The sequence below is a fragment of the Sphingobium sp. SJ10-10 genome, from assembly GCF_036038995.2.
In the GTDB taxonomy this organism is placed as follows: Bacteria; Pseudomonadota; Alphaproteobacteria; order Sphingomonadales; family Sphingomonadaceae; genus Sphingobium.
Genome location: NZ_CP158132.1, coordinates 668,951 through 694,892, shown reverse-complemented (window position 1 = coordinate 694,892; position 25,942 = coordinate 668,951). Strand labels below are relative to the sequence as shown.

Below are 25,942 nucleotides of genomic sequence, written 5' to 3'. Positions count from 1 at the left end.
CGGGCCGAATTCTGGCTGGATTGTTTGATGCGCCGTCTGCTTGCCCTTCTTCTTCTTTCCGCGCTGATCGCGCCCGAATCCGCGATGGCGCAGGTCGCCGTGGCCGACAGCGGCGATACGGCGTGGATGATCCTGTGCGGCGTGCTGGTGCTGCTGGCCGCCTTGCCGGGACTGGCGTTGCGTCATGCGGGATTGGTCCATGCGCGCAGCGCCCTGTCGGTGGGCATGCAAGGGCTGGTGGTGGCCGCAGGGGTTTCGCTGCTCTGGGGGATCATCGGTTATAGCCTGGCCTATGCGCCGGGGAGCGGCTGGCTGGGCGGGCGGGCGCATATATTGCTCGCCAATCTGGAGGCGTTGCGGGATGGGTTGACCGTGCCGGAATCGGCCTTCGCGCTGTTCCAGATGGGGCTGGCCGTCTTCGCCGCCGGCCTGTTGCCCGGTGCGGTGGCGGAGCGGGTGCGTCTGGGATGGATGACGGCCTTTGCCCTGCTCTGGCTGTTGCTGGTCTATGCGCCGGTGGTGCATTGGGTCTGGGGTGGCGGATGGCTGGCGGGCCTGGGCGTCATGGACTTTGCCGGGGCGCTGGTCGTGCATCTCTGCGCGGGGTTTTCGGCGCTGGCGCTGGTGCTGATCGTGGGCAAGCGGCGGGCGGTTTCCGGGGGGCATGCCCCGCTTCTGAGCCTTGCCGGCGGCGGGCTGCTGTGGATCGGCTGGGCGGGGATCGTCGGGGGCTGGGCCTTTGGCGCGACGGACAATGCCGCGACGTCCATCCTCAACGCCCATTTCGCGGCCTGCGCGGGCGCTTTCGGCTGGATGCTGGTGGAGCGGATCGATCTTGGCCGGGTGACGACGACGGGCGCGGTGTCGGGAGCATTGGCCGGACTGGTGGCGATTTCCGCTTCGGTGGCCCTGGTCGGACCGGGCGGGGCGATGATGATCGGGCTGATCGCCGCCCTGCTCTGCCGGGTGGCCAAGGCGCTGCTGGGTGCGCGGATCGACGATGCGGCGGATGTGTTCCTGATCCACGGGCTGGGTGGGCTGATCGGGGTGTTGCTGCTGGTTCCCTTCGTGCTCCCGGCGCTGGGCGGAGTCGGCTTCGCGGCGGGGATCAGCCTTGGCGGCGCCATCGTCGCGCAGGTCATCGGCATAGTGGTGGTGGCGCTGTGGGCGATGGCCGGATCAGCGATCATCGCCCTGATGCTGTCGGTGATCGTGCCAGCCCGGATCGGCGCGCGGGAGGAGGAAGAAGGCCTCGATCTGACGCAGCATAAGCAGCAGAGCTGGGATTTCCGCTGAAGGTGCGGATCGCCGTCGGCATATTCGCGCATCAGGAGGAACGGCGGATCGGGCTGTGCCTGGCGTCCCTGCCGCTGGACCGGGCGGACATCGTCTTTCATGTGCTGGTGAACGGGTCGACGGACGCCACTGCGGCGCGGGCGCGGGAGGCGAGCGGCGGACGAGCGAATGTTATCGTCCATGACATGGCCGCCGGTGGCAAGGCGCGGACATGGAATCATTTCGTCCACGACCTGCTCCGCGGCGATGAGGATGCCGTCATCTTCATGGATGGCGATGCCGAAATCGTCGCTGGGTCGATCGACGCGCTGACGGCGGCGTTGGCGGCACGGCCTGAGGCCAATGCGGCTGCGGGGATGCCGGTCAATGGGCGGTCGGTGGAAGCCTATCGCCAGAGCCTGCGGGATGAGCGGGGGCTGTTCGGTGATCTTTATGCGCTGTCCGGACGGTTCGTCGCAGCAGTCCGGGCCAGGGGCTTGCGCTTGCCAGAGGATCTGGTGGGAGACGATGGGCTGGTGGCCGCCTGGGCGCATACCGATCTGGGGCGCGATGCCGATTGGGATCGGGAGCGGGTGCTGGCGTGCGAGGATGCGGGCTTTCGCTGCGAGGCGGTGAGCCTGCTGCGGCCCTCCACGCTTCACATGCAATATCGGCGGATGATCAATTATTCGCTGCGCTATTTCCAGAACCGGATCATTTCCGACATCATGGCCGGTGAAGGAGTATCGGGGTTGCCGGTTCGGATGGATGCGCTTTACGGCGAATGGTTGCCGCGTTTTCGGCCCCGGCCCTTGCCGACAGGATGGTTCGATCGCAGGGCTTTGGCGCGAATGAGGGGGAAGCGATAAGGCCTCCCCCCTTTCCTTCTCAGCGGTCGCGGGCCGCCAGTTCCTTGTTGACGTAGAGCGCCACCATGGTCGCCACCGCGCCCGAGAGCAGGTAGATGCCCGAGGCGGCCAGACCGAACTTCACCGACAGCAGCAACGCCACCAGCGGAGCGAAGCCCGCGCCGACCAGCCATGCAAGGTCGGAGGTCAGCGCCGATCCGGTATAGCGCGCTTCGGTGGCGAAGTTGGACGCCACCACGCCTGACGACTGGCCGAAAGCCAGGCCCAGCAGCATGAAGCCCAGGATCATGAAGGCGACCTCGCCCAGATCGCCGCCATTGAGCAGCAACGGCGCCATGACGCTGAAGATCGCGATGCCGAGCGCCGACCATGCCAGCAGCGAGCGGCGGCCGATCTGGTCCGCGATGAAGCCCGAGACGACGATGGCGAGCAAGCCGACCGACGCGCCGATCATCTCGATGATCAGGAAGCGTTCCAGCGGCTGCTTCGTGAACAGCGCGATCCAGCTCAGCGGGAAGACCGTCACCATGTGGAACAGCGCGAAGCTGGCCAGTGGAGCGAAGGCGCCGATGATGATGTTGCGCCCTTCCGCCTTGACGGTGGGCAGCACTTCGGACGGTTGCAGATCCTTCTGTTCGAACAGGCGCTCGAACTCATGCGTCACGACGATGCGCAGGCGGGCGAACAGCGCCACGACGTTGATCGCGAAGGCGACGAAGAAGGGATAGCGCCAGCCCCAGTCGAGGAAATCCGCGTCCGACAGCGTCATCAGGAAGAAGGCGAACAGGCCGCTCGCCACCAGCAGCGCCAGCGGCGCGCCAAGCTGTGGCACCATGGCGTACCAGCCGCGCTGATGCCGCGGCGCGTTGAGCGAGAGCAGCGAGGCGAGGCCGTCCCAGGTTCCGCCGAGCGCGATCCCCTGCGCGGCGCGCAAAATGACCAATACGACCGCTGCATAGTGGCCAATGGTCTCATATCCCGGCATGAAAGCGATCGACGCGGTCGATCCGCCCAGCAGGAACAAGGCCACGGTCAGTTTCGTGCCCCGACCGAAATGGCGGTCGATGGCCATGAAGATCAGCGAGCCGATGGGCCGCGTGATGAAGGCGACGGAAAAGATCGCGAAGGAATAAAGCGTGCCGGTCAGGGCATCCACATAAGGGAATACCAGGTGCGGGAAAACGATGACCGAAGCGATGGCATAGACGAAGAAATCGAAGAATTCGGAGGTGCGACCGATGATGACTCCGATGGAAATATCACCCGGCGCGATCTTGTGGTCCCGCGCATTGATCAGGCGCGCATCATCCTCCAGCGATCGGGAGGTGAAGGTCATGGCCTGTGAACTCATAGGCATCCGCTCCTTGGCTTAAGCCACCGGAACCCTTTTTCTGTTCTGCCGGCGGCCACGAACAGGCAACATAACAGAAAACCCGCAGAGTCTAAGCAGTATCCCGCAATCCAAGCATTTTTTGCACCTGCGCACTATGGGACAAATTGCCCACTGTTCGACTCCCTGTGGACGGGTTAGCGCGCGCTCATGCCACACCCCCTCTTCCCCCACTGGACCCGAATTTTCCGCTGGTCCGCTCCGATTCTGGCGCTGCCGCTGACGGCATGCAACTGGGTCGTGATGAACCCGTCGGGCGATATTGCGGTGCAGCAGCGCGACCTGATCCTGATCTCGACCGCGCTGATGCTGCTGATCGTCATTCCCGTCATGGCGCTGGTCGTCTTTTTCGCCTGGCGTTACCGCTCTGCGAACGAGGCGGCGGAAAAGGAATATGATCCGGATTGGGATCATTCGACCAAGCTGGAGCTGCTGATCTGGTCCGCGCCGCTGCTGATCATCATCTGCCTGGGCGCGCTGACCTGGGTGAGCACGCACAAGCTGGACCCCTATCGGCCGTTGGACCGGATCGACGCGCAGACGAAGATCGATCCCAAGGTGAAGCCGCTGACTGTCGAGGTCGTCGCGCTCGACTGGAAATGGCTGTTCATCTATCCGGAGCTGGGCATCGCCACGGTCAATGAGCTGGCGGTCCCGACCAATGTGCCGGTGCGTTTCGACATCACCGCCTCGACGGTCATGAACAGCTTCTACATTCCTGAACTGGCCGGGCAGATCTATGCGATGCCGGGCATGAAGACCCAGTTGCATGCGGTCGCCAACAAGGCGGTCGGCGGCGTGGGCTTCTCCGCCAACTATTCGGGCGCGGGCTTCAGCCATATGCGCTTTGCCTACAAGGCGCTCGACCGGGCCGGTTTCGACGGCTGGGTGGCGAAGGTGAAGGCAGGTGGCGTCAATCTGGACCGCAATGTCTATCTGACGCTCGCCAAGCCCAGCGAGAAGGCGCCGGTCGCCTATTTCTCCGCCGTCGATCCCAAGCTGTTCGACGCGGTCGTGAACCTTTGCCCCAAGCCCGGCCAGCGCTGCATGGGCGAGCTGATGCACATCAACATGATGGGCGGCGCGGGCAAGGAATCGGCGCATGAGACCGAAGGCCTTCGCTACGACTTCCCCAACAGCCATGTGATCGACCAGACCGAGCGCAATGAAGGCGTGCAGACCGCGCCGGACGCACCGGGGGCCACCGAGGCTCCAGCCGATCACTCTTCCCACAGCGGCGCTGACGCGCACGCGCAGCATCGGTAAGGCCCATGACTGGCACAATGACAACAGCACAGATGATCTTCGGTCGTCTGACATGGGACAGCTTCCCATGGCATGAGCCCATCATCGTCGCGACCTTCGCGGCGGTGGTGCTGAGTGGCGCGGCGGTCGTCGCGGCGCTGACCTATTTCAAACTCTGGGGCTATCTCTGGAAGGAGTGGTTCACCAGCGTCGATCATAAGAAGATCGGCATCATGTATATGGTGCTGGGCCTCATCATGTTCCTGCGCGGCTTTGCCGATGCGGTGATGATGCGTCTCCAGCAGGCGCTCGCCTTCAACGGATCGGAGGGCTATCTCAACGCCCACCATTATGATCAGGTGTTCACGGCCCATGGCGTCATCATGATCTTCTTCGTGGCGATGCCGTTCATCACCGGCTTGATGAACTATATCGTCCCGTTGCAGATCGGCGCCCGCGACGTCAGCTTCCCGTTCCTCAACAATTTCTCCTTCTGGATGACCACGGGCGGCGCGGTGCTGGTGATGATGTCGCTGTTCCTGGGTGAGTTTGCCCAGACCGGCTGGCTTGCCTATCCGCCGCTTTCGGGGATTGCCTACAGTCCGGCCACGGGTGTCGACTATTATATCTGGGCGCTACAGGTGGCCGGTGTCGGCACGACATTGTCCGGCATCAACCTGATCGCGACCATCGTGAAGATGCGCGCGCCGGGCATGTCCCTCATGAAGATGCCGGTGTTCACCTGGACCTCGCTCTGCGCGAACATCCTGATCGTCGCGTCCTTCCCCATCCTGACCGCGACGCTCGTCCTGCTGTCGCTCGACCGCTATGCCGGCACCGCCTTCTTCACCAATGATTTCGGCGGCAATCCGATGATGTACGTCAACCTCATCTGGATCTGGGGCCACCCGGAAGTCTACATCCTCATCCTGCCGCTGTTCGGTGTTTTCTCCGAAGTCACCTCGACCTTCTCGGGCAAGCGCCTCTTCGGCTACACCTCCATGGTCTATGCGACCTGCTGCATCATGGTGCTGTCCTACCTCGTGTGGCTGCACCACTTCTTCACCATGGGGTCGGGCGCCAGCGTCAACAGCTTCTTCGGCATCACGACGATGATCATCTCGATCCCGACGGGGGCGAAGCTCTTCAACTGGCTGTTCACCATGTATCGCGGCAAGATCCGTTTCGAGCTGCCGATGATGTGGACCGTCGCCTTCATGCTGACCTTCACGATCGGCGGCATGACCGGCGTGTTGCTGGCCGTCCCGCCCGCGGACTTCGTGCTGCACAACTCGCTGTTCCTGATCGCGCACTTCCATAATGTGATCATCGGCGGCGTGCTGTTCGGCCTGTTCGCGGCGATCAACTATTGGTGGCCCAAGGCCTTCGGCTTCAAGCTCAATGTCTTCTGGGGCAAGGTGAGCTTCTGGTGCTGGCAGGTCGGTTTCTGGATGGCCTTCACCCCGCTCTACATCCTGGGCCTGATGGGCGTCACCCGTCGCATGCGCGTGTTCGACGATCCGTCGATCCACATCTGGTTCATCATTGCCGCCGTCGGCGCTGCGATCATCGCGGCGGGCATCGGCACCATGCTGGTCCAGTTCGCAGTCTCCATCTGGAAGCGCGAGGAGCTGAAGGACGAAACCGGCGATCCCTGGGATGGCCGCACGCTGGAATGGGCGACGTCCTCGCCGCCACCGGAGTATAATTTCGCCTTCACGCCGGTCGTCTACGACACCGACACATGGGCGGACATGAAGCGGAACAATTATCAGCGTCCGCTCTCCGGCTACCAGCCGATCCATATGCCGAGCAGCACCGGCGCGGGCGTGATCCTCGCGGGTCTGGCGACGCTCTGCGGCTTTGCGCTGATCTGGTACATCTGGTGGCTCGCGGGCCTGAGCTTCATCGGGATCGTCGCCGTCGCGATCGGCCACACCTTCAACTACAAGCGCGACTTCCACATCCCGCAGGATGTCGTGACGCGCACCGAGGAAGAGCGCACGCGCACCCTCGCGGCGGCAGGAGCCTGACACTCATGACTAGCGCAACTGCAATGGCGCATCGGGAAGAGCGGGCCTATCATCTGCCCGAGGAACCGCACCTCCACGAAGGCCACAGCACCAATCTGGGCTTCTGGATGTATCTGATGAGCGATTGCCTCATCTTCGCCATCCTCTTCGCCACCTATGCGGTGCTGGGCGGCAGCTATGCCGGCGGGCCGGGGCCGAAGGATCTGTTCGACCTGCCGCTCGTCGCGCTCAACACCGCGATGCTGCTGTTCTCGTCGATCACCTATGGCTTTGCCATGCTGGCGATGGAGAAGAACAGGGTCAGCGCCACGCAGGGCTGGCTGGTCGTCACGCTGCTGTTCGGCGGGGCGTTCCTGTTCATCGAACTCTATGAATTCGCGCATCTCATCCATGAGGGCGCGGGTCCGCAGCGTTCGGCGTTCCTGTCCTCCTTCTTCACGCTGGTGGGCACCCACGGGCTGCACGTCACCTTCGGTTCGATCTGGCTGATCACGCTGATGGTGCAGGTCGCGAAGAAAGGCCTGATCCCGGCCAACAAGCGCCGCCTGATGTGCCTGTCGATGTTCTGGCACTTCCTGGACGTCATCTGGATCGGCGTCTTCACCTTTGTCTATCTGATGGGAGTCCTGCGGTGAGCGACGCTGTCCATCCTCATGGCCATCATGACAGCCACGACCATGGGCATCATGAAGAAGGCTCGCACGGCAGCTACGGCAGCTACATGATCGGGTTCGGCCTGTCGGTGATCCTGACCGCCATCCCCTTCTGGCTGGTGATGAGCGGCGTGCTGCACGATCCGCAGCTGACCGGCGTGGTCATCATGGGCTTTGCCGCGGTGCAGGTGATCGTCCACATGATCTACTTCCTGCACATGAACACCCGCGTCGAAGGCGGCTGGTCGTTCATGGCGATGATGCTGACGGTGGTGCTGGTCGTCATCGTCCTGTCGGGATCGCTGTGGGTCATGTATCATCTGAACGCGAATATGATGCCGCATGCGGACATGGACATGAGCGCCATGCACGACATGTCCACCATGCAGAATATGAGCGAAATGCCGTGAAAACGGCCCAAGACGGGGGGCGCGGCAAGCGCTCCCCGGCCTTTCTGATCGGCCTGACGCTGATCGCCCTTTTCTTTTTCGCAGGATTTTGTGCGCTAGGCGGCTGGCAGATCCAGCGCCTCGGCTGGAAGCGCGACCTGATCGCCCGCGTCGATGCGCGAATCCACGCCCTCCCCATCCCCGCTCCCCGTGCCGCCGCAAGGGCCGATGAATATCGCCGGGTGAGGATTTCGGGCCATTTCCTTCACGACAAGACTGCGCTCGTACAGGCGGTGACCGTGCGCGGCCCCGGTTTCTGGGTGCTGACGCCGCTCGTCACCGATCAGGGCTTTACCCTGATCGTCAATCGCGGCTTCGTGCCGCCCGACAAGCGCCGGGATTATGCACGGCCGCAGGGCGAGGTTCATGTGGCGGGGCTGCTGCGCCTGAGCGAACCGGGCGGCGGTTTCCTGCGCTCCAACGATCCGGCGGCGGATCGCTGGTATTCGCGTGACGTGGCCGCGATCGCCGCCGCTCGCGGGATCGATGGGCCGACCGCCGATTATTTCATCGACGCCGATGCAGCGGGCGGTCCCGACAGCCTGCCGGTCGGCGGCCTCACGGTCATCAAATTCCCCAACAGCCACCTGCAATATGCGATCACATGGTTCGTGCTGGCGGCGATGGTCGCGGGCGCGTACATGTTCGTCATGCGTCAGGAGCGGAAAGACCGCCGGGGATGAACCGGAACCTGCCGATCAGCACCCTCTGGCAGCCCAGCCAGTGGCCGGCCGATGCTGCGGGCCGCAAGAATCTGGCGCTGCTGGTGCAATTGCGCTGGCTGGCGATTGCGGGCCAGCTCATCACCATATTGGCGGTGCATTTCGTCATGGGCATCCGTCTGCCCATCGCCCCGATGCTGCTGGTCGCGGGCATGGCGATATTGATGAATGGCCTGAGCTTCGGCGTTCTGCGCAAGCGGACCGACGTGTCCCATGCCGAACTGTTCCTCTCGCTGCTGTTCGACGTGCTGCTGCTGACGGCGCAGCTTTATCTCTCCGGCGGGGCGACCAATCCCTTCATCTCGCTCTATCTGGTGCAGGTGGCGCTGGGCGCGGTGCTGCTCGACCGCTGGAGCATCTGGGGGATCGTCTTCGTCTCGACGCTCTGCGCGGGACTGCTGGCGCTGCATTATCGGCCGCTGGACCTGAATGGCGTGCTGGAAGGCCATTTGTTCGACCTGCATATCATCGGCGCCTGGATCTGCCTGACCATGATCGCGGTGCTGCTGGTGCTGTTCGTGCTGCCGGTGACGCGCAACCTCCAGGTGCGGGACGCCTATCTGGCGAAACTGCGGCAACACGCGGCGGAGGAGGAGCATATCATCCGGATGGGCCTGCTGGCGTCGGGTGCGGCGCATGAACTGGGCACGCCCCTGTCGCAGCTTGCGGTGGTGCTGGGCGACTGGAAGCATATGCCGGAGATCACCGGCCATCCCGACCTGGTGGAAGAAGTGGAGGAGATGCAGGCGGCGGTGCAGCGCTGCAAGGCGATCGTGACCGGCATCCTGCTGTCTTCCGGCGAGGCGCGGGGCGAGGCGCCGGAAGTCACCAATGTGCGCGATTTCATCGACGGCATCGCCATGGAGTGGCGCAGGGCCAATCCCGGCATGCCGCTGCGCTGCGATTTCGGGCCGCATGACTATCCGCGCATCATTGCCGATCCGGTGATCCGGCAGGCGATCGGCAATCTGCTCGACAATGCGCGGGAGGCGGGCGCGACCTATATCGACCTGCTCGTCGGGCGCGACAGCAGCTCGCTCAACATCGCGGTGCGCGACAATGGCAGCGGCTTTTCCGAGGCCATGCTGGAGGATTTCGGCAAGCCCTACCGATCGAGCAAAGGCAAGGAGGGCCACGGCCTGGGCCTCTTCCTGGTCGTCAATGTCGTGCGCAAGCTGGGCGGCAGCGTATCGGCAAGCAATGGCGCGGATGGCGGGGCGCTGATCCTGTTGCGCCTGCCGCTGGGCACCGTGGCGATGGAAGAGGGAAATGCCGATGTCTGAGCGCGTGCTGGTGATCGTCGAGGATGATGAGGCATTTGCCAAGACGCTCAAGCGCTCCTTCGAGCGGCGCGGCTATGTGGTGCTGACGGCGGACAGCCATGCCGCGCTCGAACTGGTGCTGGCGGGCAGCAAGCCGAGCTTTGCGGTGGTCGACCTGAAGCTCGGCCCGGAGTCCGGGCTTGTCTGCGTGCAGACATTGCATGCCCATGATCCGGCGATGGTGATCGTCGTGCTGACCGGCTTTGCCAGCATCGCCACGGCGGTGGAGGCGATCAAGCTGGGCGCTTCCAACTATCTCGCCAAGCCCTCCAACACCGACGATATAGAGGCGGCGTTTGCGCGCTCCACTGGCGACCCATCCACGCCGCTGGCGCCGCGCCCGACATCGATCAAGACGCTGGAATGGGAGCATATCCATGAAGTGCTGAAAGACAGCGACTTCAATATTTCCGAAGCGGCGCGGCGGCTGGGGATGCACCGGCGGACGCTGGCGAGGAAGCTCGCCAAGCGGCAGGTGGGCTGAACCTAAGTTTCAGATGGAGCGGGTGAAGGGAATCGAACCCTCGTCGTAAGCTTGGGAAGCTTCTGCTCTGCCATTGAGCTACACCCGCCTGCCTGCGCGGCTTAGCCGTTGATCCGAATGGCGTCAACGACATCGCGGCGGAGAATTTCGGAGGGAATGGCGCCATGGCGGCCGATATTCCAGCCGGCATGGCGATGGCCCGCCAGCCCGGCGCCCGCGAACAATCGCTTTCGGAAGCGGAACGTCCGGCACGCAGAAGCGTTGTTCAGGACGAACAAGATAATCCACGGGGACCCACATGAGCACGGCGGCACCGGAAGGATCTGGAAACCGCTTCGAGTTGCTGGTCCAGAACGTCACTGACTATGCGATCTACATGCTGTCGCCCAACGGCATCATCGTCAGTTGGAATCCCGGCGCGCGCCGCTTCAAGGGCTATGAGGCCGAAGAAATCATCGGTGAGCATTTTTCCCGCTTCTATACGCCGGAGGATCAGGCGGCAGGCATTCCCGCGCTGGCGCTGGAAACGGCGGAGCATGAGGGCCGGTTCGAGGCCGAGGGATGGCGCGTTCGCAAGGACGGTTCGCGTTTCTGGGCCCATGTCGTCATCGATCCCATTCGCGAACCCGGCGGCCAGTTGATCGGCTTTGCCAAGGTCACGCGCGACCTGACCGAACGCCGCGCGGCCGAAGAGGAATTGCGGCGCAGCGAGGAACGATTCCGCCTGCTGGTGCAGGGCGTGACGGACTATGCCATCTACATGCTCGATCCCGTGGGGACGATCACAAGCTGGAATCCGGGGGCCGAACGGTTCAAGGGCTATAAGGCCGAAGAGATATTGGGCCAGAATTTCGCCCGCTTCTATTCGGAGGAGGACCGCATGGCCGGCCTGCCCTCACGGGCGCTGGAAACAGCGGCGCGGGAAGGACGGTTCGAAGCTGAGGGATGGCGCATCCGCAAGGATGGATCGCGCTTCTGGGCGCATGTCATCATCGACGCCATTCGGGAGGCTGACGGCGAACTGATCGGCTTTGCCAAGATCACCCGCGACCTCACCGAACGGCGCGAGACGCAATTGGCGCTGGACGAAGCGCGGGAAGCAATCTTCCAGGCGCAGAAGATGGAGGCCATCGGCAAGCTGACCGGGGGCGTCGCCCATGATTTCAACAATCTGCTGGCGGTGATCGTCGGCAGCCTGGACCTGGCCAGGCTGCGGCTGGCGACTGGAGCCGACATATCCCGCTATATCGACAACGCCATGACCGCGGCCGAGCGCGGAGCGACGCTGACGCAGCGGATGCTGGCCTTTGCCCGCAAGCAGGAGTTGAAGCTGCAAAGCGTCGATTGCGTCGCCCTGGTGCGGAACATGGCCGATCTGCTGAAGACGACGCTGGGCACCGGAGTCTCCATCGAAACGCGCTTTCCCTTGCATCTGAGCGCCGCCCATGCCGATCCGGCGCAACTGGAACTGGCGCTGCTGAACCTGGCGGTGAATGCGCGGGACGCGATGCCGGGCGGCGGGCGGATCATCATCGAGGGCGCCGAAGCGACGCTGCCGAAAGCGCAACGGCCCGATCTGGACGGCCGACGCTATGTGCGCCTGTCGATCATCGATGAGGGCGAAGGCATGGACGCGGCCACGCTGGAGCGGGCGCGCGAACCCTTTTTCACCACCAAGGGGATCGGCAAGGGGACGGGCCTGGGCCTGTCCATGGCGCATGGCTTTGCCGAACAATGCGGCGGATCGCTGACCATCGTCAGCGAGCGGGGACATGGGACCACCGTGTCGCTATGGCTGCCCGTCGCACCCGCAGGCATGGTGGCGGACGAGCCGGTCGTGACGTCCGACATAATGGCTGCCGCGTTTGTGGAACCGCTGGTCATTCTGGCGGTGGACGATGACGATCTGGTGCTGACCAACACCGCCGGCATGCTGGAGGAATTGGGGCATACCGTGTTCCAGGCGACATCGGGGCTGGATGCGCTGCGCGTGCTGGAGCAGGGCAGCGTCGATCTGGTGATCACCGATTATGCCATGCCGGGCATGACCGGCACGCAACTGGCGGACGAGATAGAGGAACGGTTGCCCGGCCTGCCCGTCGTCATCATCACCGGCTTTGCCGAATTGCCGCCGAACATGACCAGGCGGCCAAGGCTGGACAAGCCGTTCAAGCAGGCCGAACTGGCCCGCATGGTGACGTCGGTGACGCAAGGGGGGCAGAAGCTCGTCAAGCTGGCCGCCCATTCCGACGATCTGTAACGCGATCTTTACCAAGCTGGGCGAAACATACGTAAAACATAGATTTTTCGGTCTTCACCCCTTGCATGCAGTGGGGAGTTCGCCAAAGAGACATGAACATCGTCCGCCCCTTTTCCACCAGTTCGCAGGATCGCATGAACACGCCAGCCGCGCCGACTTCGCATTTCTACACGTCGCTGCGCATGCGCCTGCACTATCTGGATTGGGGCAACAGCGCGGCGCCGACGCTGATCCTGGTGCATGGCGGGTTCGATCATGCGCGGAGCTGGGACTGGACGGCGCGGGCGCTGGCGAGGGATTATCATGTCATCGCGCTCGACCTGCGCGGCCATGGCGACAGCGCCTGGTCGGCCGAAGGTTCCTATATGATGGCGAACTATGTCTACGACCTGGCGCAGTTGGTCGAACAATTGGGCCGGGATCCGGTGATATTGGTCGGCCATTCGCTGGGCGGTTCGATCGCGCTGCGCTATGCCGGACTGTTCCCGGAAAAGGTCGCCAAGATCGTCGCCATAGAGGGGCTGGGCCTGTCGCCCAGCCGGATCCAGGAACATGCGGCGAAACCGGCGCCCGAACAATGGCTGCAATGGATAGAAAAGCGGCGGACGCGGGCGCGGCAGACGCGTCGGCATTACCCGACCATAGAGGCGGCAGTCGCGCGCATGCGGGAACGCAACGACCATCTGTCGGTCGAGCAGGCGATGCACCTCACCATCCACGGCGTCAATCGCAATGAGGATGGCAGTTACCGCTGGAAATTCGATCCCTATCTGCACGACCCGGCGCCGCAGGCCTGGAACGACATGGACCTGCCCGAATTCTGGAGCCGGATCGCTTGTCCGACCCTGTTGTGCCTGGGGCTGGATAGCTGGGCGTCCAATCCGGTGAAGGACGGACGCGCTGCGCATTTTCAGGATGCGCGGCTGGTCGAATTCGCGGATGCGGGCCATTGGCTGCACCATGACCAGTTCGACCGCTTCATTGCGGAATTGCGCGGATTCCTGTGATTCGACCTTCTTGAAAGCAGCTATGCTCCAAAGGCGGCAACGGCAGCCCGATATTCCGCTTTGAGTTGCGCGATGAAGGCCGTGGCGGACTGGATTTGGCGGATGGCGCCAATCCCCTGCCCCGCGCCCCAGACGTCGCGCCAGGCCTTTTTATCGCCGCCCGCTATGCTGGAAAAATCCATGTCCGACGCCTTGGGCAGCTTGTCGGCGTCCAGCCCGGCGGCGGCGATGCTGGGACGCAGATAATTGCCGAGCACGCCGGTGAAATAGTCGGAATAGACGATGTCGCCCGCGCCGCTATCGACGATCATCTGCTTGTAGGCCGGTTCGGCATTGGCTTCCTCGGTCGCGATGAAGGGGGAACCCATATAGGCGAAGTCCGCCCCCATCATCCGCGCCGCCGCGATCGAGCGTCCCGTGGCGATCGCGCCCGACAGGGCCAGCGGCCCATCGAACCAGGCGCGGATTTCCTCCACCAGCGCGAAGGGCGACAGCGTGCCGGCATGGCCGCCCGCCCCCGCCGCCACGGCGATCAGCCCATCGGCGCCCTTCTCGATCGCCTTGCGCGCGAAGCCATTGTTGATGACGTCATGCAGGACGATGCCGCCATAGCTGTGCACCGCCTTGTTCACATCCTCCCGCGCGCCGAGCGAGGTGATCACGATGGGCACGCGATATTTGACGCAGAGGGCGAGATCCTCCTCCAGCCGGCTGTTGGTCTTGTGCACGATCAGGTTGACGGCGAAGGGCGCATCCTTGTCTGTCAGAGCCTCCCCCAAATGTTGCAGCCATTGTTCGAACACGCCCGATGGCCGGGCGTTGAGCGAAGGAAAGGCGCCGATGATCCCGGCGCGGCACTGGGCGATCACGAGCGTTGGCTGCGACACGATGAACATCGGTGAGCCGATCAGCGGCAGGGACAAACGGCCTTCTAAAAATGCCGGCAAGCTCATGGACGGGTGCCTCTCCTTTGATGTGGCACCGCGCTATCATCGGACAAGCCGCAGAAAAAGGCGAAATTCACCCCAGCACTCAGCTTTGGCAGGGACGCGGGCAGAAACGGCCGTTCGCCGTAACGACGGCGACAGGGAAATTATTCACCGACGATCTTGAGCAGGCGCCGCTCGACCGGCGCGAGAATTCCCTGAAGCTCGGTTCCGCGCTTCAGCACATGGCCCGCCTCCCCGATGAGCGCCCACATGCCCTGCCGGTGGCGCAGGGAAGGCCGTTTTTCGATGCGGAATTCCGGGCGTTCGGCCGATCGGCGGAAGGCGGAGAAGATCGCGGCTTCGCGGCCCATGTCGATCGCATAGTCACGCCAATGGCCGGCGGCGACCATGCGGCCGTACAAATCCATGATCCGCTGAAGTTCGAGACGATCGAAACCGGTCTGACCGGCTGCCCTTGCGCCCTGGGCTGCTTGCGACGGGAACGGCGTCACATTGCTCATCAGGCGCGGCCACGCTCCTTGAATAGGGGAATGTCATCACCCGGCGCATCACTTGGCACATTGCCGCGTTCCGCGATCAGTTCGGCCAGGCGCTTCTGCAATTGCTCGACCTCGCACTGAAGCAGTTCCAGTTTCTGCTTTTCCGGATCGAAACAGTCGGAGCAAGGCGTGCCATAGGGCAGGAATTCGCGCTGATAGGCGGTCACGTCGACCAGCATGGCGCGGGCGGGAATGCCGACCATGGTGGCGCCTTCCTTCACATCCTTGGTCACGACGGCATTGGCTCCCACGCGGGCGCGGGCGCCGACGCGCACCGGGCCCAGAACCTGCGCGCCGGACCCGACGATGACGCCATTCTCCAGCGTGGGGTGTCGCTTGCCGGCGATGCCGTTCGCGGGGTCGGTGCCGCCCAGCGTCACATTCTGGTAGAGGGTGACGTCATCACCGATCTCCGCCGTTTCCCCTACGACCGTGAAGCCATGGTCGATGAAGAAGCGCTTGCCGATGCGGGCGCCGGGATGAATGTCGTTGCCGGTCAGGAAGCGCGAGAAATGATTCACCGCCCGGGCGAGAAAATAGAGTCGTGCGCGATAGAGGCGATGCGCCACCCGATGGAAGGCCAACGACCAGACGCCCGGATAGAGCAGGATTTCGGCGCGCGAGCGCGGAGCAGGGTCGCGGGATTTGACCGAGTCCAGATAAGCAATAAGATTGCGCAGCATGCAGCGCCCCTGATGAAACCGACCAGATGGTACATAAGCGCAAAAGGATGAATTTTCCAGATGGCAGGCTATTTCGGCTTCGCCCGATAAAACAGAAAGTTTCTTGGCGGCCCGTGATATACCAATCAAGGCGGTAGACAATCATAACAGGGACCATTGAATGATCGACACCTTTATCGCCCATTTCGGCGAAATTCTGCCTTTCATTCTTATCGGTTTCGGCGCCCAGATGATCGACGGCGCCCTAGGCATGGCCTATGGCGTCATTTCCAGCACGCTGCTGCTGGCGCTCGGCGTGCCGCCCAGCAGGGCGTCGGCCAGCGTGCATGCGGCGGAAACCTTTACCACAGGCGTATCCGCGATCAGCCATATCGCGCATCGCAACGTCGACTGGCGCCTGTTTGCGCGGCTCATCATTCCAGGCGTGATCGGCGGCGTCACGGGCGCCTATCTGCTGTCCCATGTCGACGGCGCCGTCATCAAGCCGTTCGTGCAATTCTACCTGACGGCGATCGGTGTCTATCTGGTCTGGCGCGGTTTCCATTACCCGCCCCAGGCGCGTGATCCCAAATGGGTGGGGCCGCTGGGCCTTGTCGGCGGCTTCATGGATGCGACCGGCGGTGGCGGCTGGGGGCCGGTGGTGACGTCAAACCTGCTGATCCAGGGGTCGAGCCCGCGGCACACCATCGGCACGGTCAACAGCGTCGAATTCATCCTGACCCTGTCGATCAGCATCACCTTCCTGCTGCATCTGGGATGGGAAACCTTCACCACCTACACGATCGGCCTGCTGATCGGCGGCGTGATCGCGGCGCCCTTCGGCGCGAAGTTGGCCCGGCACGTCTCGCCACGAACGCTGTTCATCGCCGTGGGATCGATCCTCACGCTGACATCGCTGTTCGGCGTGGCCAAATGGCTTGGATATATCGGCTAAATCACTTATATTGCGCTTTCCAATCGAGGAAGGCGATCAATGTCGAGCTACATGCCCACGCTCAAGCAGCTACAATATCTTGTGGCGCTGAAGGAGCATGGCCATTTCGGCAAGGCGGCGGACAGTTGCTTCGTGACCCAGTCGACGCTTTCGGCGGGCATTCGCGAGCTGGAATCGCTGGTCGGCATTACGCTGGTCGAGCGGACCCGCCGGGTGGTGCGCTTCACCGCGCTGGGCGACCGCATCGTCGAAAAGGCGCATCGCGTGCTGCGCGAGGCGGAGGAACTGGCCGCCATTGCGGAAGCTTCGGGCAAGCCGCTGACCGGCGAATTGCGCATGAGCGTCATTCCCACTATCGCGCCCTTTCTGCTGCCCCGCCTGCTGCCCAAGCTGCGCAACGAGCGGCCGGAACTGAAGCTTTACCTGCGCGAGGAAACGACGCAGGCGGCGATCGAATCCCTGCGGCATGGCAATGTGGATTGCGTGCTGCTGGCCCTGCCCTTTCCGACCGGGGAACTGGACAGCGAAATATTGTTCCAGGACCGGCTCTATGTCGCCTTCCCGCGCGATGATCCGCGCGATCCGCCCGAATGGATCACGCCCGAGATGATCGACGAGACCAAGCTGCTGCTGCTGGAGGACGGGCATTGCCTGAAGGACCATGCGCTGGCTGCGTGCAACCGGCCGGAGATCCGGGCGAGCGCGATGATGATGGGCACATCCCTGCATACGCTGGTGCAGATGGTGGATAACGGCCTTGGCATGACGATCATGCCGGAAATGGCGATCGCCAGCGGACTGCTGGACCATACGCAGATCACCGCCCGGCCGCTAAGGTCGGAACGGGCGCATCGCGACATCGCATTGGTGTGGCGCAAGAACAGCCCGCGGGACAAGGAATTCCGGTTGTTGGCGGAGCTGCTGCGCGATGCGGCGGATTTGCCGGAGGTCAGCCGGGCGGCTTAGGCCGTAAACTCATGAATGTCGCGTTCGAGGCGCCAAAATGGCGAACATATCGGGCCGAAATGCGCGCGGCGAAGGTTGGACACCTTGGCAAGCGCATTTTGGTTCGAGATGGAAGCCATTTTGGCGTCCTGCGGATTTGACCAAAAAGGCCCATCCCGGCGTCGAGAGGGCTTGAAATATCGACATATTCCTGCGCCCTCTCTCCTTGTGCTGGGCCTTTTTGCCTCAAACCTCGAACGCGACATTTATGAGTTTACGGCCTAGACAACGAGCGTTGCCTTGGACGAAGAATCACCGTGCTCCTGCGCAGGCAGGAGTCCAGTTCAGACGGCGGGACTGGGCTCCTGCCTGCGCAGGAGCACGGAGCTTTGGCAGCGTAAGTCAGAGCGCATTACCGCTTCCAACTATCAGCCTTCACATCATCCTCAACGCGAGCTTCGACCCAGGCGGTGCGGTCATCGAAATGCTCCTTCTTCCAGAAGGGCGCCTGCGATTTCAGCCAGTCGATGAGGAACGCGCAGGCCTCCAGCGCGGCCGTGCGGTGGCGCGAGGCGGTGCCGACGAAGACGATCCGCTCGCCCGGCTCAAGCCGCCCGAAGCGATGGATCACCCGCACCCCGAGCAAGGGCCAGCGTTCGCTTGCCTCCGCAACGATGCGTTCGACCTGCGCCGTCGTCATCGCCGGATAATGTTCGAGTTCGAGCGCGATCAGCCCGCCATCCCCCCGCACGATGCCGGTGAAGCTGGCGACGCCGCCACCGCCGCTCGCCTCCAGCGCGGCGAGTTCGACCGCCGGGTCGAAATCCTCGGTCTGGATGGAAACGCTGCTCATCCGCCTGTGACCGGCGGAAAGATCGCCAGTTCCTTAGCTTCCCCGATCGGGCTGTCGAGTGGCACGAAGCGCTGGTCGAGCGCCGCGCGCAGCTTGTCCGGACGCGCAAAGGCCTCGGCATAGCCGCCGCCCCGCGCCGCCAGCGTGGCGATAAGCGCGCCGATGGTGACATCGGCGGCGGGCCGTTCGATCTGCTCCTCATCCCGGCCGATGGCTTCGCGGACCCAGGCGAAATAGACGAGGTTAAGCCCTGCCATCACTCAATCCATATGCTTGATGCCGACGCGCAGATAATCCCAGCCCGTGACCAGGGTCAGGATCGCCGCCGCCCAGAGCGTGGCGATGCCGACCAGTTGCACGAAGGGGAATTGCGGGACGGCACCTGCGAGAATCAGCGCACCCAGGGCAATGAGCTGAAAAGTGGTCTTCCATTTGGCAAGGCGGGACACCGGCACGGACACCTGGAGTCCGGCAAGAAATTCGCGCAGGCCCGACACGGCGATCTCCCGCAGAAGGATGATCATCGCGGCGGCGATATGGATGCCGGAAATGTCGCGGGTGGCCGATAGCATCAGGATCACCGCGCCGACCATGATCTTGTCGGCAATGGGATCGAGGAAAATACCCAGTCTCGACACCGCGCCCTGCGCCCGGGCGAGATAGCCGTCGAAATAATCGGTGATCCCCATCAGGCAATAGAGCGCGAAGGCCAGCATATAGCCTGTGGTCCAGCGCGCACCGATTTCGGCGGGCCAGAGCAGGGCGACCAGCAGGGGTACGGTCAATATACGCGAAAGCGTCAGCAAATTGGGCAGCGTCAGCATGGCGGCGGACTGCCACAGTCAGCGCCCGCGCACAAGCGGGCGCACGAGCAAGGCGACACGCCTTCGCGCACGGGAGGATTGGACAGACCAGTCATCTATGGCTAGACCCCGCCACGCTCATCCACAGCGAAGAAGACCCCCTCGCCCATGCAAGCCTCTCTCAGGCTCCTCAACAAGCGACGTTTTCTGCCGCTTTTCATCACCCAGCTCCTCGGCGCCTTCAACGACAATCTGTTCAAGAATGCGATGGTGCTGTTCGTCGTCTACACCGTCTACAACGACGAAAAATCCGAAACCTGGTTCAGCGCGCTGGCCACCGGCGTGTTCATCCTGCCCTTTTTCCTGCTGTCCGCCCTCTCCGGGCAATTGGCGGATCAGCGGGACAAGGCGACCATCATCCGCATCGTCAAGGCCGCCGAAATCGTCATCATGACCGTGGGCGCAGCCGGGCTGGCGCTGATCTGGAGCGGGATCGCGGTCCATACGCTCGCCATTCCGCTGCTGCTGGTCGCGCTGTTCGCCATGGGGGTGCATTCGACCTTCTTCGGGCCGATCAAATATGCGATTCTGCCGCAGCATCTGCATGATGAGGAAGTGCTGGGCGGAACCGGACTGGTCGAGGCGGGGACCTATATCGCGATTCTGGCCGGGACCATATTGGCCGGGGTCATCCCGGTACAGGCGGCGGCGGTCGGCATCATCCTGACCGCCGTGATCGGCTGGCTCGCCGGCCGCAAGGTGCCGCCCGCCCCATCGCTGCTGGAGCGGCAGCCGATCGATTTTCATATCATCCGATCCTCGATCACGCTGGTGCGGGGAACGATGCATATCAGGCGGCTTTACCTTGCCATCATGGCGATCAGCTTCTTCTGGGCCGTGGGCACCGTGCTGTTCATCCAGTTCCCGCCGCTGGTCAAGAATGTGCTGAGCGCCGACAAGTCGGTCGCCAGCCTGTTCCTGGGCATTTTTTCGATCGGCATCGCCATCGGTTCGGTCGCGATCAACCGGCTGCTGGGGGGGCATGTGTCGGCCAAATATGCCCCGGCTTCCGTGATCGGCATGGGAATCAGCATCATCGCCTTCCATATCGTGTGCGATCTCTGGATGGCGGGGTCCGACGGGCGGATGCTCTCGCTGGCGGGATTTCTGTCCCATCCACTGGCGATTCCGCTGTCGATCTGCCTGCTATGCGTGGCAACCTTCGGCGGCATGTTCGTGGTGCCGCTCTATGCCTTCCTCACCACCACGGTCGAGAAATGCGAGGCGGCGCGGACGGTCGCGGCGAACAATATCGTCAATTCGGGCGCGATGGTGATCGGTTCGCTGATCACCATCAGCCTCAGCATCGCCGGGCTGTCGGTGGTGAACCAGTTGCTGCTGGTGGCGGCGCTGTGCCTGCCCTGCGCGTGGATCGCGTGGACGCTGCACAAGGCCTGCGATTGAGGCAGCGGCGGCTCTTAAAAGATGAAGCTGTAGAAAGCCGTGAAGAAGGCGCCGAAGCTTAGCATGAACAGCTTCCAGTCATTGTCGTCGGACGGCTGCACGCGGGGACGGCTGGCCGCTTCATCGGCCAGGCGCAGCACGTGGCGAGGCAGCCGCTGGCGGAACGGATGGCGGGCCGACTCGCTCGTCAGGACTAGAGGTCTCGTTCTCATGGGCGACAGGTTAAGAGATTCTTTACCATTTGTAACATCGCGATTCAAAGTTAACCCGGGACTGTCCCGCGACGGGACATGCTTGACTGTATCAGGCAAATAACACAGTATGACCGAAGCGATGAAAGACCCCCTGCCGACTCCGGAGCCCGAAACCCTGCCGCCCCGCGCCTTCGGCGCCGGCCCGCCAAGCGCTTTTGCGCCGCCAAGACCCTGGAAGCGCCGGGTGCAGATCGGCGGATGGGTAGTCGCGGCCCTGCTGGCGCTGCTGATGATCGTCATCGCCTGGCTTGCGGTGACGGCGCCGATGTCCCGTTCCCTGAAGCCCATCGCGCCGCCCAGCATCAGCCTGATGTCGGCGGACAGCCATCTGATCGCCCGGCGCGGCGCGATCATCGACAGGCCGGTGACGGTAGCGGCGCTGCCCAAACATGTGCCGCAGGCCTTCATGGCGATCGAGGACCGGCGATTCTACGATCATTGGGGCGTCGACCCTCGCGGCGTGGCGCGGGCGGCATGGCATAATCTCTGGTCCAGCGGATCGTCGCAGGGCGGCAGCACGATCACGCAGCAGCTCGCCAAGGGCGTGTTCCTCTCCAGCGACCGGACTTTCGGGCGCAAGGCGCGGGAGGCGCTGATCGCTTTCTGGCTGGAAGCGTGGTTGACCAAGGACCAGATCATGGAGCGCTACCTCTCCAACGTCTATTTCGGGGACAATGTCTATGGGTTGCGAGCGGCGTCGCTCCACTATTTCAACCGCCAGCCGGAGCGGCTGACCATATCGCAGGCGGCGATGCTGGCGGGGCTGCTGAAAGCACCCTCGCGCCTCGCGCCGACGACCAATTTGAAAGGCGCGCGGGACCGGGCGGCGCTGGTGACGCAGGCGATGGTCGAAGCGGGCTATATCAGCAAGGCGCAGCGCGATGCCCTGCCCCCGGCGCGGCTCAATGTGCATGAGGCGCCCGATCCGACCAGCGGCACTTATTTCGCGGATTGGGTGCTGCCCCAGGCGCGGGATCGGGCGGGCGCGGTCTATGGCGCGCAAAATGTGACGACCACGCTCGACTGGCGTATTCAAAGGCTGGCGGAAGCCGCGATCCGCCGTGCCCCGCTAGGCAAGGCGGAAGCGGCGCTGGTGGCTATGAAGCCCGATGGCAGCGTCGTCGCCATGGTGGGCGGCAAGGATTATGGCAAAAGCGCCTTCAATCGCGCTGTGCAGGCGAAGCGCCAGCCGGGTTCGACCTTCAAGCTGTTCGTCTATCTCGCGGCATTCCGCGCAGGCATGACGCCCGACGATTTTATCGAGGACACGCCGATCACCACGGGCACCTATCGCCCGGCCAATCATGGCGGCAAATATCGCGGGCGCATCACGCTGCGGCAGGCCTTTGCCGCGTCGAGCAACGTCGCGGCGGTGCGGCTGACGCAGAAGATCGGCGTCGACAATGTCATCAAGGTGGCGCGCGATCTGGGCGTCACCGCGCCGCTGACCGAGGACTTAAGCCTGGCGCTCGGCACCTCGGAAATCCCGCTGGTGGAGCTGACCGAGGCCTATGCGGCGGTGGCGGCGGGCGCCTATCCGGTGCTGGCCCATGGCCTGCCGCCCGAGGAACAGGGCTGGTTCGACCGGCTGCTGAGCCGCCGAAAAGCTTTCAGCGACGACCAGTTGGAGATGATCCGCGACCTGCTGTCCTCCGCCGCCAATCGCGGCACGGGAAGCGCGGCGGCATTGCGGACCAGCACCTTCGGCAAGACCGGCACGACGCAGGACAGCCGGGATGCGATCTTTGTCGGCTATGCGGGCGGGCTGGTGACGGCGGTATGGATCGGCAATGACGACAACACCCCCCTGCCCGGCGGCGCGGCGGGTGGCGGCGTGCCTGCGCGGATCTGGCGCAATTTCATGGCGGGCGCGATCAACGAACCGGTCGAGGATGCGCCGGAGGAGACGAAGGACAGCGACCTCGTCAACGCCATCGCCAATGTCGCGACGGAGGCGGGCCTGGGCAATATGAGCGTCGGCCTGGATACGCAGGGCGTGACGGTGAATATCGGCAACGGACAGCTTCGTTTGCCGATCGACCAGCCGCCCGAACCTCCGCCGGGCGCGCCCGGACCGCAGCCCGGCACGCCGCCGCCACGAATCGTCGTCCCGACCGATCCGGCCGCGAGCGATCAAAGACCCTGAGATGAGAGCGGCGCGGCTGCAACAAAACATGGGGTTGCGCCCTTTCTCCCCGGCGCGTCCTGCCCTACATGGGTGGGGATGAGTGCCCCCCTCTACAATAAGGACATTTTGCGGCTGGCCGCGAACATTCCCCATCACAAGCGGCTGCCCGATCCGCAGGCGAGCGTGGAGAAACGCTCGCCCACCTGCGGGTCGCGGGTGACGGCGGATGTCAGGATGGAAGCGGGACGGCTTGCCGATTTGGGACTGGATGTGAAGGCCTGCGCCTTAGGGCAAGCTTCGGCGGCGCTGATGGCGGCGCAGGCGATCGGCCTCACCGCCGATGAGCTGGCCGATGCGCGGGACCGGCTGACCACCTATCTGGCCGGGGAAAGCGACGATCTGGATTTCTGGCCGGGGCTGACGGTGCTGGCGCCTGCCCGGGGCTATCCGGCGCGCCATGCCTCCATCCGGCTGGGCTTCGAAGCCATTGCCGAAGCCGCGCGCATGGCCGACGCCTGATGCAGGGACAGGTTGCGCAGGTCGCCGCTTCGCCGGTTTCCGCCACTGACATATTGCTCTCCGAAGGGGTGGTGCTGCTTGGCGCGGCGGTGCTGTTCGTCATGGTTTTCCGCCGTCTGGGGCTGGGCGCCGTGCTCGGCTATCTGGTTGCCGGCGCACTGGTCGGGCCGCAGGGGCTGAGGCTGGTCGGCGGGGCGGAATCGAAGCTTGCCATTGCAGAGATCGGCATCGTTCTGCTGCTCTTCCTGGTCGGGCTGGAACTGCATCCGGCGCGCTTGTGGCGGCTGAAACGGGATATTTTCGCTCTGGGCACGGCGCAGGTGGTGCTGTGCGGATGCGCGCTGACGGCGATCATTTTCTACACCACCGGCTTCACCTGGGGGGCAGCGATCGCGCTGGGGTTGCCGCTCGCTCTTTCCTCCACGGCGCAGGTTCTTCCCGGCCTCAAGAGCAGCGGCCGCATCAATTCGCCCTTTGGCGAGAAGGTGTTTTCGATCCTGCTGTTCCAGGATCTGTCGATCGTTCCGCTGATCACCATCGTCGCGGCCCTGTCGCGCAATCCTGAAGATGTCGGCGGGCCGCCGGGATGGATGATGGCGGGCTATACGGTCGCGGCGATTGCCGGACTGGTGCTGGCGGGGCGCTTCATCCTGCGCCCGCTGCTGCAACTGGTCGGGCGGCTGGGCGAGCGGGAGCTGTTCGTCACGGTCGGGCTGTTCACGGTGCTGGCGGCGGCGGCGTTGATGCATAGCCTGCACCTCTCGACCGCGCTGGGCGCCTTTATCGCAGGCGTGATGCTGGCCGATTCGCCCTATCGGCACGAGATAGAGGCGGATGTCGAACCCTTCCGCTCGATCCTGCTCGGCCTGTTCTTCCTGGCGGTCGGCATGGTGCTGGATCTGCATGTGGTGGCGGCCAATCCCTTCTTCGTCATCGGCATGGCTGCGATATTGGTGCTGACCAAGGCAGGGCTGATCACCGGCCTTGCCCGGCTGTTCGGCATGGAGTGGAATCAGGCGATCGGCGCGGGGCTGTTGCTGAGCCAGGGTGGCGAGTTCGGCTTCGTGCTGTTCGCGCAAGCGCAGAACGCCCTGCTGATCGCGCCCCAGGCGGCCAGCCTGTTCAGCGCCATCGTCACCTTCTCCATGGCGACGACGCCGTTCCTGATGCTGTTCGCCCGCAGGCTGGAATTCGCCAAGCCCAAGGCTAGGCCGGATCTGCCCAGGCCCGAGGACGCGCCCCGCGGCACCGCGATCATCGTCGGCTATGGCCGTTTCGGGCAAACCGTCGCGCAGATGTTGATGGGCCATGGCTTCGGCGTCGTGCTGATCGACAAGAAGCCCTCCCAGATCGAAGTGTCCAGCCGCTTCGACATGAAGGTCTCTTATGGCGACGGCACGCGGATCGACCTGCTGCGCCGGTCGGGCGCGGAGGAGGCGCGGCTGATCGCCTTCTGCATTGACGATCCCTCGCTCGACGCGCGGGTGCTGGAGCCGATTGCGGAGGCTTTCCCGCAGGCGGCGCTGGTGGTGCGCGCCTTCGACCGGCGGCAGTTGCTGGCCCTCAAGGACATGGATCTGGCAGGCATCGTGCGCGAAGTGTTCGAATCCGCGATTCTCATGGGCGTGCAGGCGATGCAGGCGCTGGGCGTGCCATCCGAAGAGGTCGAGGAGGTCGAGCGCCAATATCGCCGGAATGACGAGCAGCGCATGGCGCTCCAGATCGAGCATGGCAATTTGCTGGCGGCCAAGGATTTGATGTACCGGCCCGGCAGGCGGATGCGTCTGCTGGCGCGCGGCGAAGGGGAGGAAGAGGCATGATTGCGGTTCTGGCGGCGCTATCGGCGGCTTTGGCGATTGCGGCGGGAGCCTTTGGCGCGCATGGCGCGGCCAGCCCGCAGGCCGCGGAATGGCTGCGCACTGGCGGCCTCTATCAGCTCATCCATGCCGTGGCCGCACTCGCCATCATGGGGGTGGCGCGGGGTCCGGCGGCGCTGCAATTGGGCGGAGCTGCGATTTTCGCCTTCACCCTCTATGCCATGGCGCTCGGAGCGCCCAAATGGCTGGGCGCGGTGACGCCGATCGGCGGAACCCTGATGATCGCCGGGTGGATATGGGCGGCCTGGATATATTGGCGCGGATGATGGCGCGCCTCCAACGCC

Annotated in this window: 26 protein-coding genes and 1 tRNA gene; 18 read left to right on the top strand and 9 right to left on the bottom strand. The window is 63.9% G+C overall.

The genetic code is table 11. The features are described 5' to 3' along the window. Positions 1-27: 27 nt before the first annotated feature. Positions 28-1,296, top strand: a complete 1,269-nt coding sequence (locus tag VVT58_RS03320; protein WP_327754201.1) for an ammonium transporter — start codon at positions 28-30, stop codon at positions 1,294-1,296. A 2-nt stretch (positions 1,297-1,298) separates the two neighbouring features. Continuing rightward, complete coding sequence (locus VVT58_RS03315) at positions 1,299-2,144, top strand: glycosyltransferase family 2 protein (protein ID WP_327754202.1); 846 nt, start codon at positions 1,299-1,301, stop codon at positions 2,142-2,144. Between the two features lie 19 nt (positions 2,145-2,163). Here VVT58_RS03315 and VVT58_RS03310 read toward each other — a convergent pair whose 3' ends face one another. Next, complete coding sequence (locus VVT58_RS03310) at positions 2,164-3,495, bottom strand: MFS transporter (RefSeq protein ID WP_327754203.1); 1,332 nt, start codon at positions 3,493-3,495, stop codon at positions 2,164-2,166. A 189-nt stretch (positions 3,496-3,684) separates the two neighbouring features. Here VVT58_RS03310 and cyoA point away from each other — a divergent pair, with 189 nt between their 5' ends. From cyoA to VVT58_RS03275, 7 genes are read left to right on the top strand one after another with little or no spacing between them, the layout of a single operon-like run. Further along, positions 3,685-4,800 (top strand): ubiquinol oxidase subunit II, encoded by a 1,116-nt coding sequence (gene cyoA, locus VVT58_RS03305; protein WP_327754204.1) that lies wholly within the window; start codon positions 3,685-3,687, stop codon positions 4,798-4,800. 5 nt (positions 4,801-4,805) lie between these two features. Beyond that, on the top strand, positions 4,806-6,812 hold the full coding sequence (cyoB, locus tag VVT58_RS03300) for a cytochrome o ubiquinol oxidase subunit I (protein ID WP_327754205.1): 2,007 nt from the start codon (positions 4,806-4,808) through the stop codon (positions 6,810-6,812). A 5-nt stretch (positions 6,813-6,817) separates the two neighbouring features. After that, positions 6,818-7,447 (top strand): cytochrome o ubiquinol oxidase subunit III, encoded by a 630-nt coding sequence (gene cyoC / locus VVT58_RS03295; RefSeq protein WP_066558292.1) that lies wholly within the window; start codon positions 6,818-6,820, stop codon positions 7,445-7,447. Continuing rightward, positions 7,444-7,875, top strand: coding sequence for a cytochrome o ubiquinol oxidase subunit IV (gene cyoD / locus VVT58_RS03290; RefSeq protein WP_327754206.1), 432 nt, complete (start codon positions 7,444-7,446; stop codon positions 7,873-7,875). Before cyoC ends, cyoD begins: the two co-directional genes overlap by 4 nt. Next, complete coding sequence (locus tag VVT58_RS03285) at positions 7,872-8,597, top strand: SURF1 family protein (protein WP_327754207.1); 726 nt, start codon at positions 7,872-7,874, stop codon at positions 8,595-8,597. The genes cyoD and VVT58_RS03285 overlap by 4 nt, the downstream gene beginning before the upstream one ends. After that, positions 8,594-9,919: an ATP-binding protein gene (locus VVT58_RS03280; protein WP_327754208.1), complete on the top strand. Its 1,326-nt coding sequence runs from the start codon at positions 8,594-8,596 to the stop codon at positions 9,917-9,919. The genes VVT58_RS03285 and VVT58_RS03280 overlap by 4 nt, the downstream gene beginning before the upstream one ends. Beyond that, positions 9,912-10,442, top strand: a complete 531-nt coding sequence (locus tag VVT58_RS03275) for a response regulator transcription factor (protein ID WP_327754209.1) — start codon at positions 9,912-9,914, stop codon at positions 10,440-10,442. Before VVT58_RS03280 ends, VVT58_RS03275 begins: the two co-directional genes overlap by 8 nt. Before the next feature lie 14 nt (positions 10,443-10,456). Here VVT58_RS03275 and VVT58_RS03270 read toward each other — a convergent pair. Then, positions 10,457-10,530 (bottom strand) — tRNA-Gly (locus VVT58_RS03270). Positions 10,531-10,740: 210 nt separating this feature from the next. Between VVT58_RS03270 and VVT58_RS03265 the strand changes: the two genes are divergently transcribed. Continuing rightward, positions 10,741-12,702, top strand: a complete 1,962-nt coding sequence (locus tag VVT58_RS03265) for a PAS domain S-box protein (protein ID WP_327754211.1) — start codon at positions 10,741-10,743, stop codon at positions 12,700-12,702. 134 nt (positions 12,703-12,836) lie between these two features. Further along, a complete protein-coding gene (locus tag VVT58_RS03260) occupies positions 12,837-13,709 on the top strand; it encodes an alpha/beta hydrolase (protein WP_327754280.1) in 873 nt (290 codons plus the stop codon). A gap of 20 nt (positions 13,710-13,729) precedes the next feature. On the opposite strand, the gene VVT58_RS03255 is transcribed toward VVT58_RS03260, so the two are convergent. From VVT58_RS03255 to epsC, 3 genes are all read right to left on the bottom strand, one after another. Further along, positions 13,730-14,662 (bottom strand): nitronate monooxygenase family protein, encoded by a 933-nt coding sequence (locus tag VVT58_RS03255; protein ID WP_087573975.1) that lies wholly within the window; start codon positions 14,660-14,662, stop codon positions 13,730-13,732. 140 nt (positions 14,663-14,802) lie between these two features. Continuing rightward, a complete protein-coding gene (locus VVT58_RS03250) occupies positions 14,803-15,159 on the bottom strand; it encodes a DUF2794 domain-containing protein (RefSeq protein WP_066558315.1) in 357 nt (118 codons plus the stop codon). Next, positions 15,159-15,881 (bottom strand): serine O-acetyltransferase EpsC, encoded by a 723-nt coding sequence (epsC, locus tag VVT58_RS03245; RefSeq protein WP_087573977.1) that lies wholly within the window; start codon positions 15,879-15,881, stop codon positions 15,159-15,161. The genes VVT58_RS03250 and epsC overlap by 1 nt, the downstream gene beginning before the upstream one ends. A 160-nt stretch (positions 15,882-16,041) precedes the next feature. Here epsC and VVT58_RS03240 point away from each other — a divergent pair, with 160 nt between their 5' ends. Both VVT58_RS03240 and VVT58_RS03235 read left to right on the top strand, forming a co-directional pair. Further along, the gene (locus tag VVT58_RS03240) at positions 16,042-16,815 is read left to right on the top strand and encodes a sulfite exporter TauE/SafE family protein (protein WP_066558326.1); all 774 of its coding nucleotides are present in this window, start codon (positions 16,042-16,044) and stop codon (positions 16,813-16,815) included. A 39-nt stretch (positions 16,816-16,854) separates the two neighbouring features. Beyond that, positions 16,855-17,781: a hydrogen peroxide-inducible genes activator gene (locus tag VVT58_RS03235; RefSeq protein WP_066558331.1), complete on the top strand. Its 927-nt coding sequence runs from the start codon at positions 16,855-16,857 to the stop codon at positions 17,779-17,781. 391 nt (positions 17,782-18,172) lie between these two features. On the opposite strand, the gene VVT58_RS03230 is transcribed toward VVT58_RS03235, so the two are convergent. From VVT58_RS03230 to pgsA, 3 genes are read right to left on the bottom strand one after another with little or no spacing between them, the layout of a single operon-like run. Then, positions 18,173-18,613 carry a molybdenum cofactor biosynthesis protein MoaE gene (locus tag VVT58_RS03230; RefSeq protein ID WP_327754212.1) on the bottom strand — a complete coding sequence of 147 codons (441 nt, stop codon included), beginning with the start codon at positions 18,611-18,613 and terminating at the stop codon, positions 18,173-18,175. Then, positions 18,610-18,870 carry a molybdopterin converting factor subunit 1 gene (gene moaD, locus VVT58_RS03225; RefSeq protein WP_327754213.1) on the bottom strand — a complete coding sequence of 87 codons (261 nt, stop codon included), beginning with the start codon at positions 18,868-18,870 and terminating at the stop codon, positions 18,610-18,612. Before moaD ends, VVT58_RS03230 begins: the two co-directional genes overlap by 4 nt. Positions 18,871-18,873: 3 nt before the next feature. Then, complete coding sequence (gene pgsA, locus VVT58_RS03220; RefSeq protein ID WP_066558340.1) at positions 18,874-19,437, bottom strand: CDP-diacylglycerol--glycerol-3-phosphate 3-phosphatidyltransferase; 564 nt, start codon at positions 19,435-19,437, stop codon at positions 18,874-18,876. A gap of 147 nt (positions 19,438-19,584) precedes the next feature. Between pgsA and VVT58_RS03215 the strand changes: the two genes are divergently transcribed. Continuing rightward, positions 19,585-20,880 carry an MFS transporter gene (locus VVT58_RS03215; RefSeq protein WP_327754214.1) on the top strand — a complete coding sequence of 432 codons (1,296 nt, stop codon included), beginning with the start codon at positions 19,585-19,587 and terminating at the stop codon, positions 20,878-20,880. Positions 20,881-20,894: 14 nt separating this feature from the next. Here VVT58_RS03215 and VVT58_RS03210 read toward each other — a convergent pair whose 3' ends face one another. Further along, a complete protein-coding gene (locus VVT58_RS03210; protein ID WP_327754215.1) occupies positions 20,895-21,092 on the bottom strand; it encodes a hypothetical protein in 198 nt (65 codons plus the stop codon). A 109-nt stretch (positions 21,093-21,201) separates the two neighbouring features. Between VVT58_RS03210 and VVT58_RS03205 the strand changes: the two genes are divergently transcribed. The 4 genes from VVT58_RS03205 (at position 21,202) to VVT58_RS03190 (ending at position 25,924) form a co-directional block, all read left to right on the top strand. Then, positions 21,202-23,280 (top strand): PBP1A family penicillin-binding protein, encoded by a 2,079-nt coding sequence (locus VVT58_RS03205; protein ID WP_327754217.1) that lies wholly within the window; start codon positions 21,202-21,204, stop codon positions 23,278-23,280. 78 nt (positions 23,281-23,358) lie between these two features. Continuing rightward, on the top strand, positions 23,359-23,781 hold the full coding sequence (locus VVT58_RS03200) for an iron-sulfur cluster assembly scaffold protein (RefSeq protein WP_327754218.1): 423 nt from the start codon (positions 23,359-23,361) through the stop codon (positions 23,779-23,781). Continuing rightward, the gene (locus tag VVT58_RS03195) at positions 23,781-25,601 is read left to right on the top strand and encodes a monovalent cation:proton antiporter-2 (CPA2) family protein (RefSeq protein WP_327754219.1); all 1,821 of its coding nucleotides are present in this window, start codon (positions 23,781-23,783) and stop codon (positions 25,599-25,601) included. Before VVT58_RS03200 ends, VVT58_RS03195 begins: the two co-directional genes overlap by 1 nt. Next, complete coding sequence (locus VVT58_RS03190) at positions 25,598-25,924, top strand: DUF423 domain-containing protein (RefSeq protein WP_327754220.1); 327 nt, start codon at positions 25,598-25,600, stop codon at positions 25,922-25,924. Before VVT58_RS03195 ends, VVT58_RS03190 begins: the two co-directional genes overlap by 4 nt. The last annotated feature ends 18 nt before the right edge of the window (positions 25,925-25,942 follow it).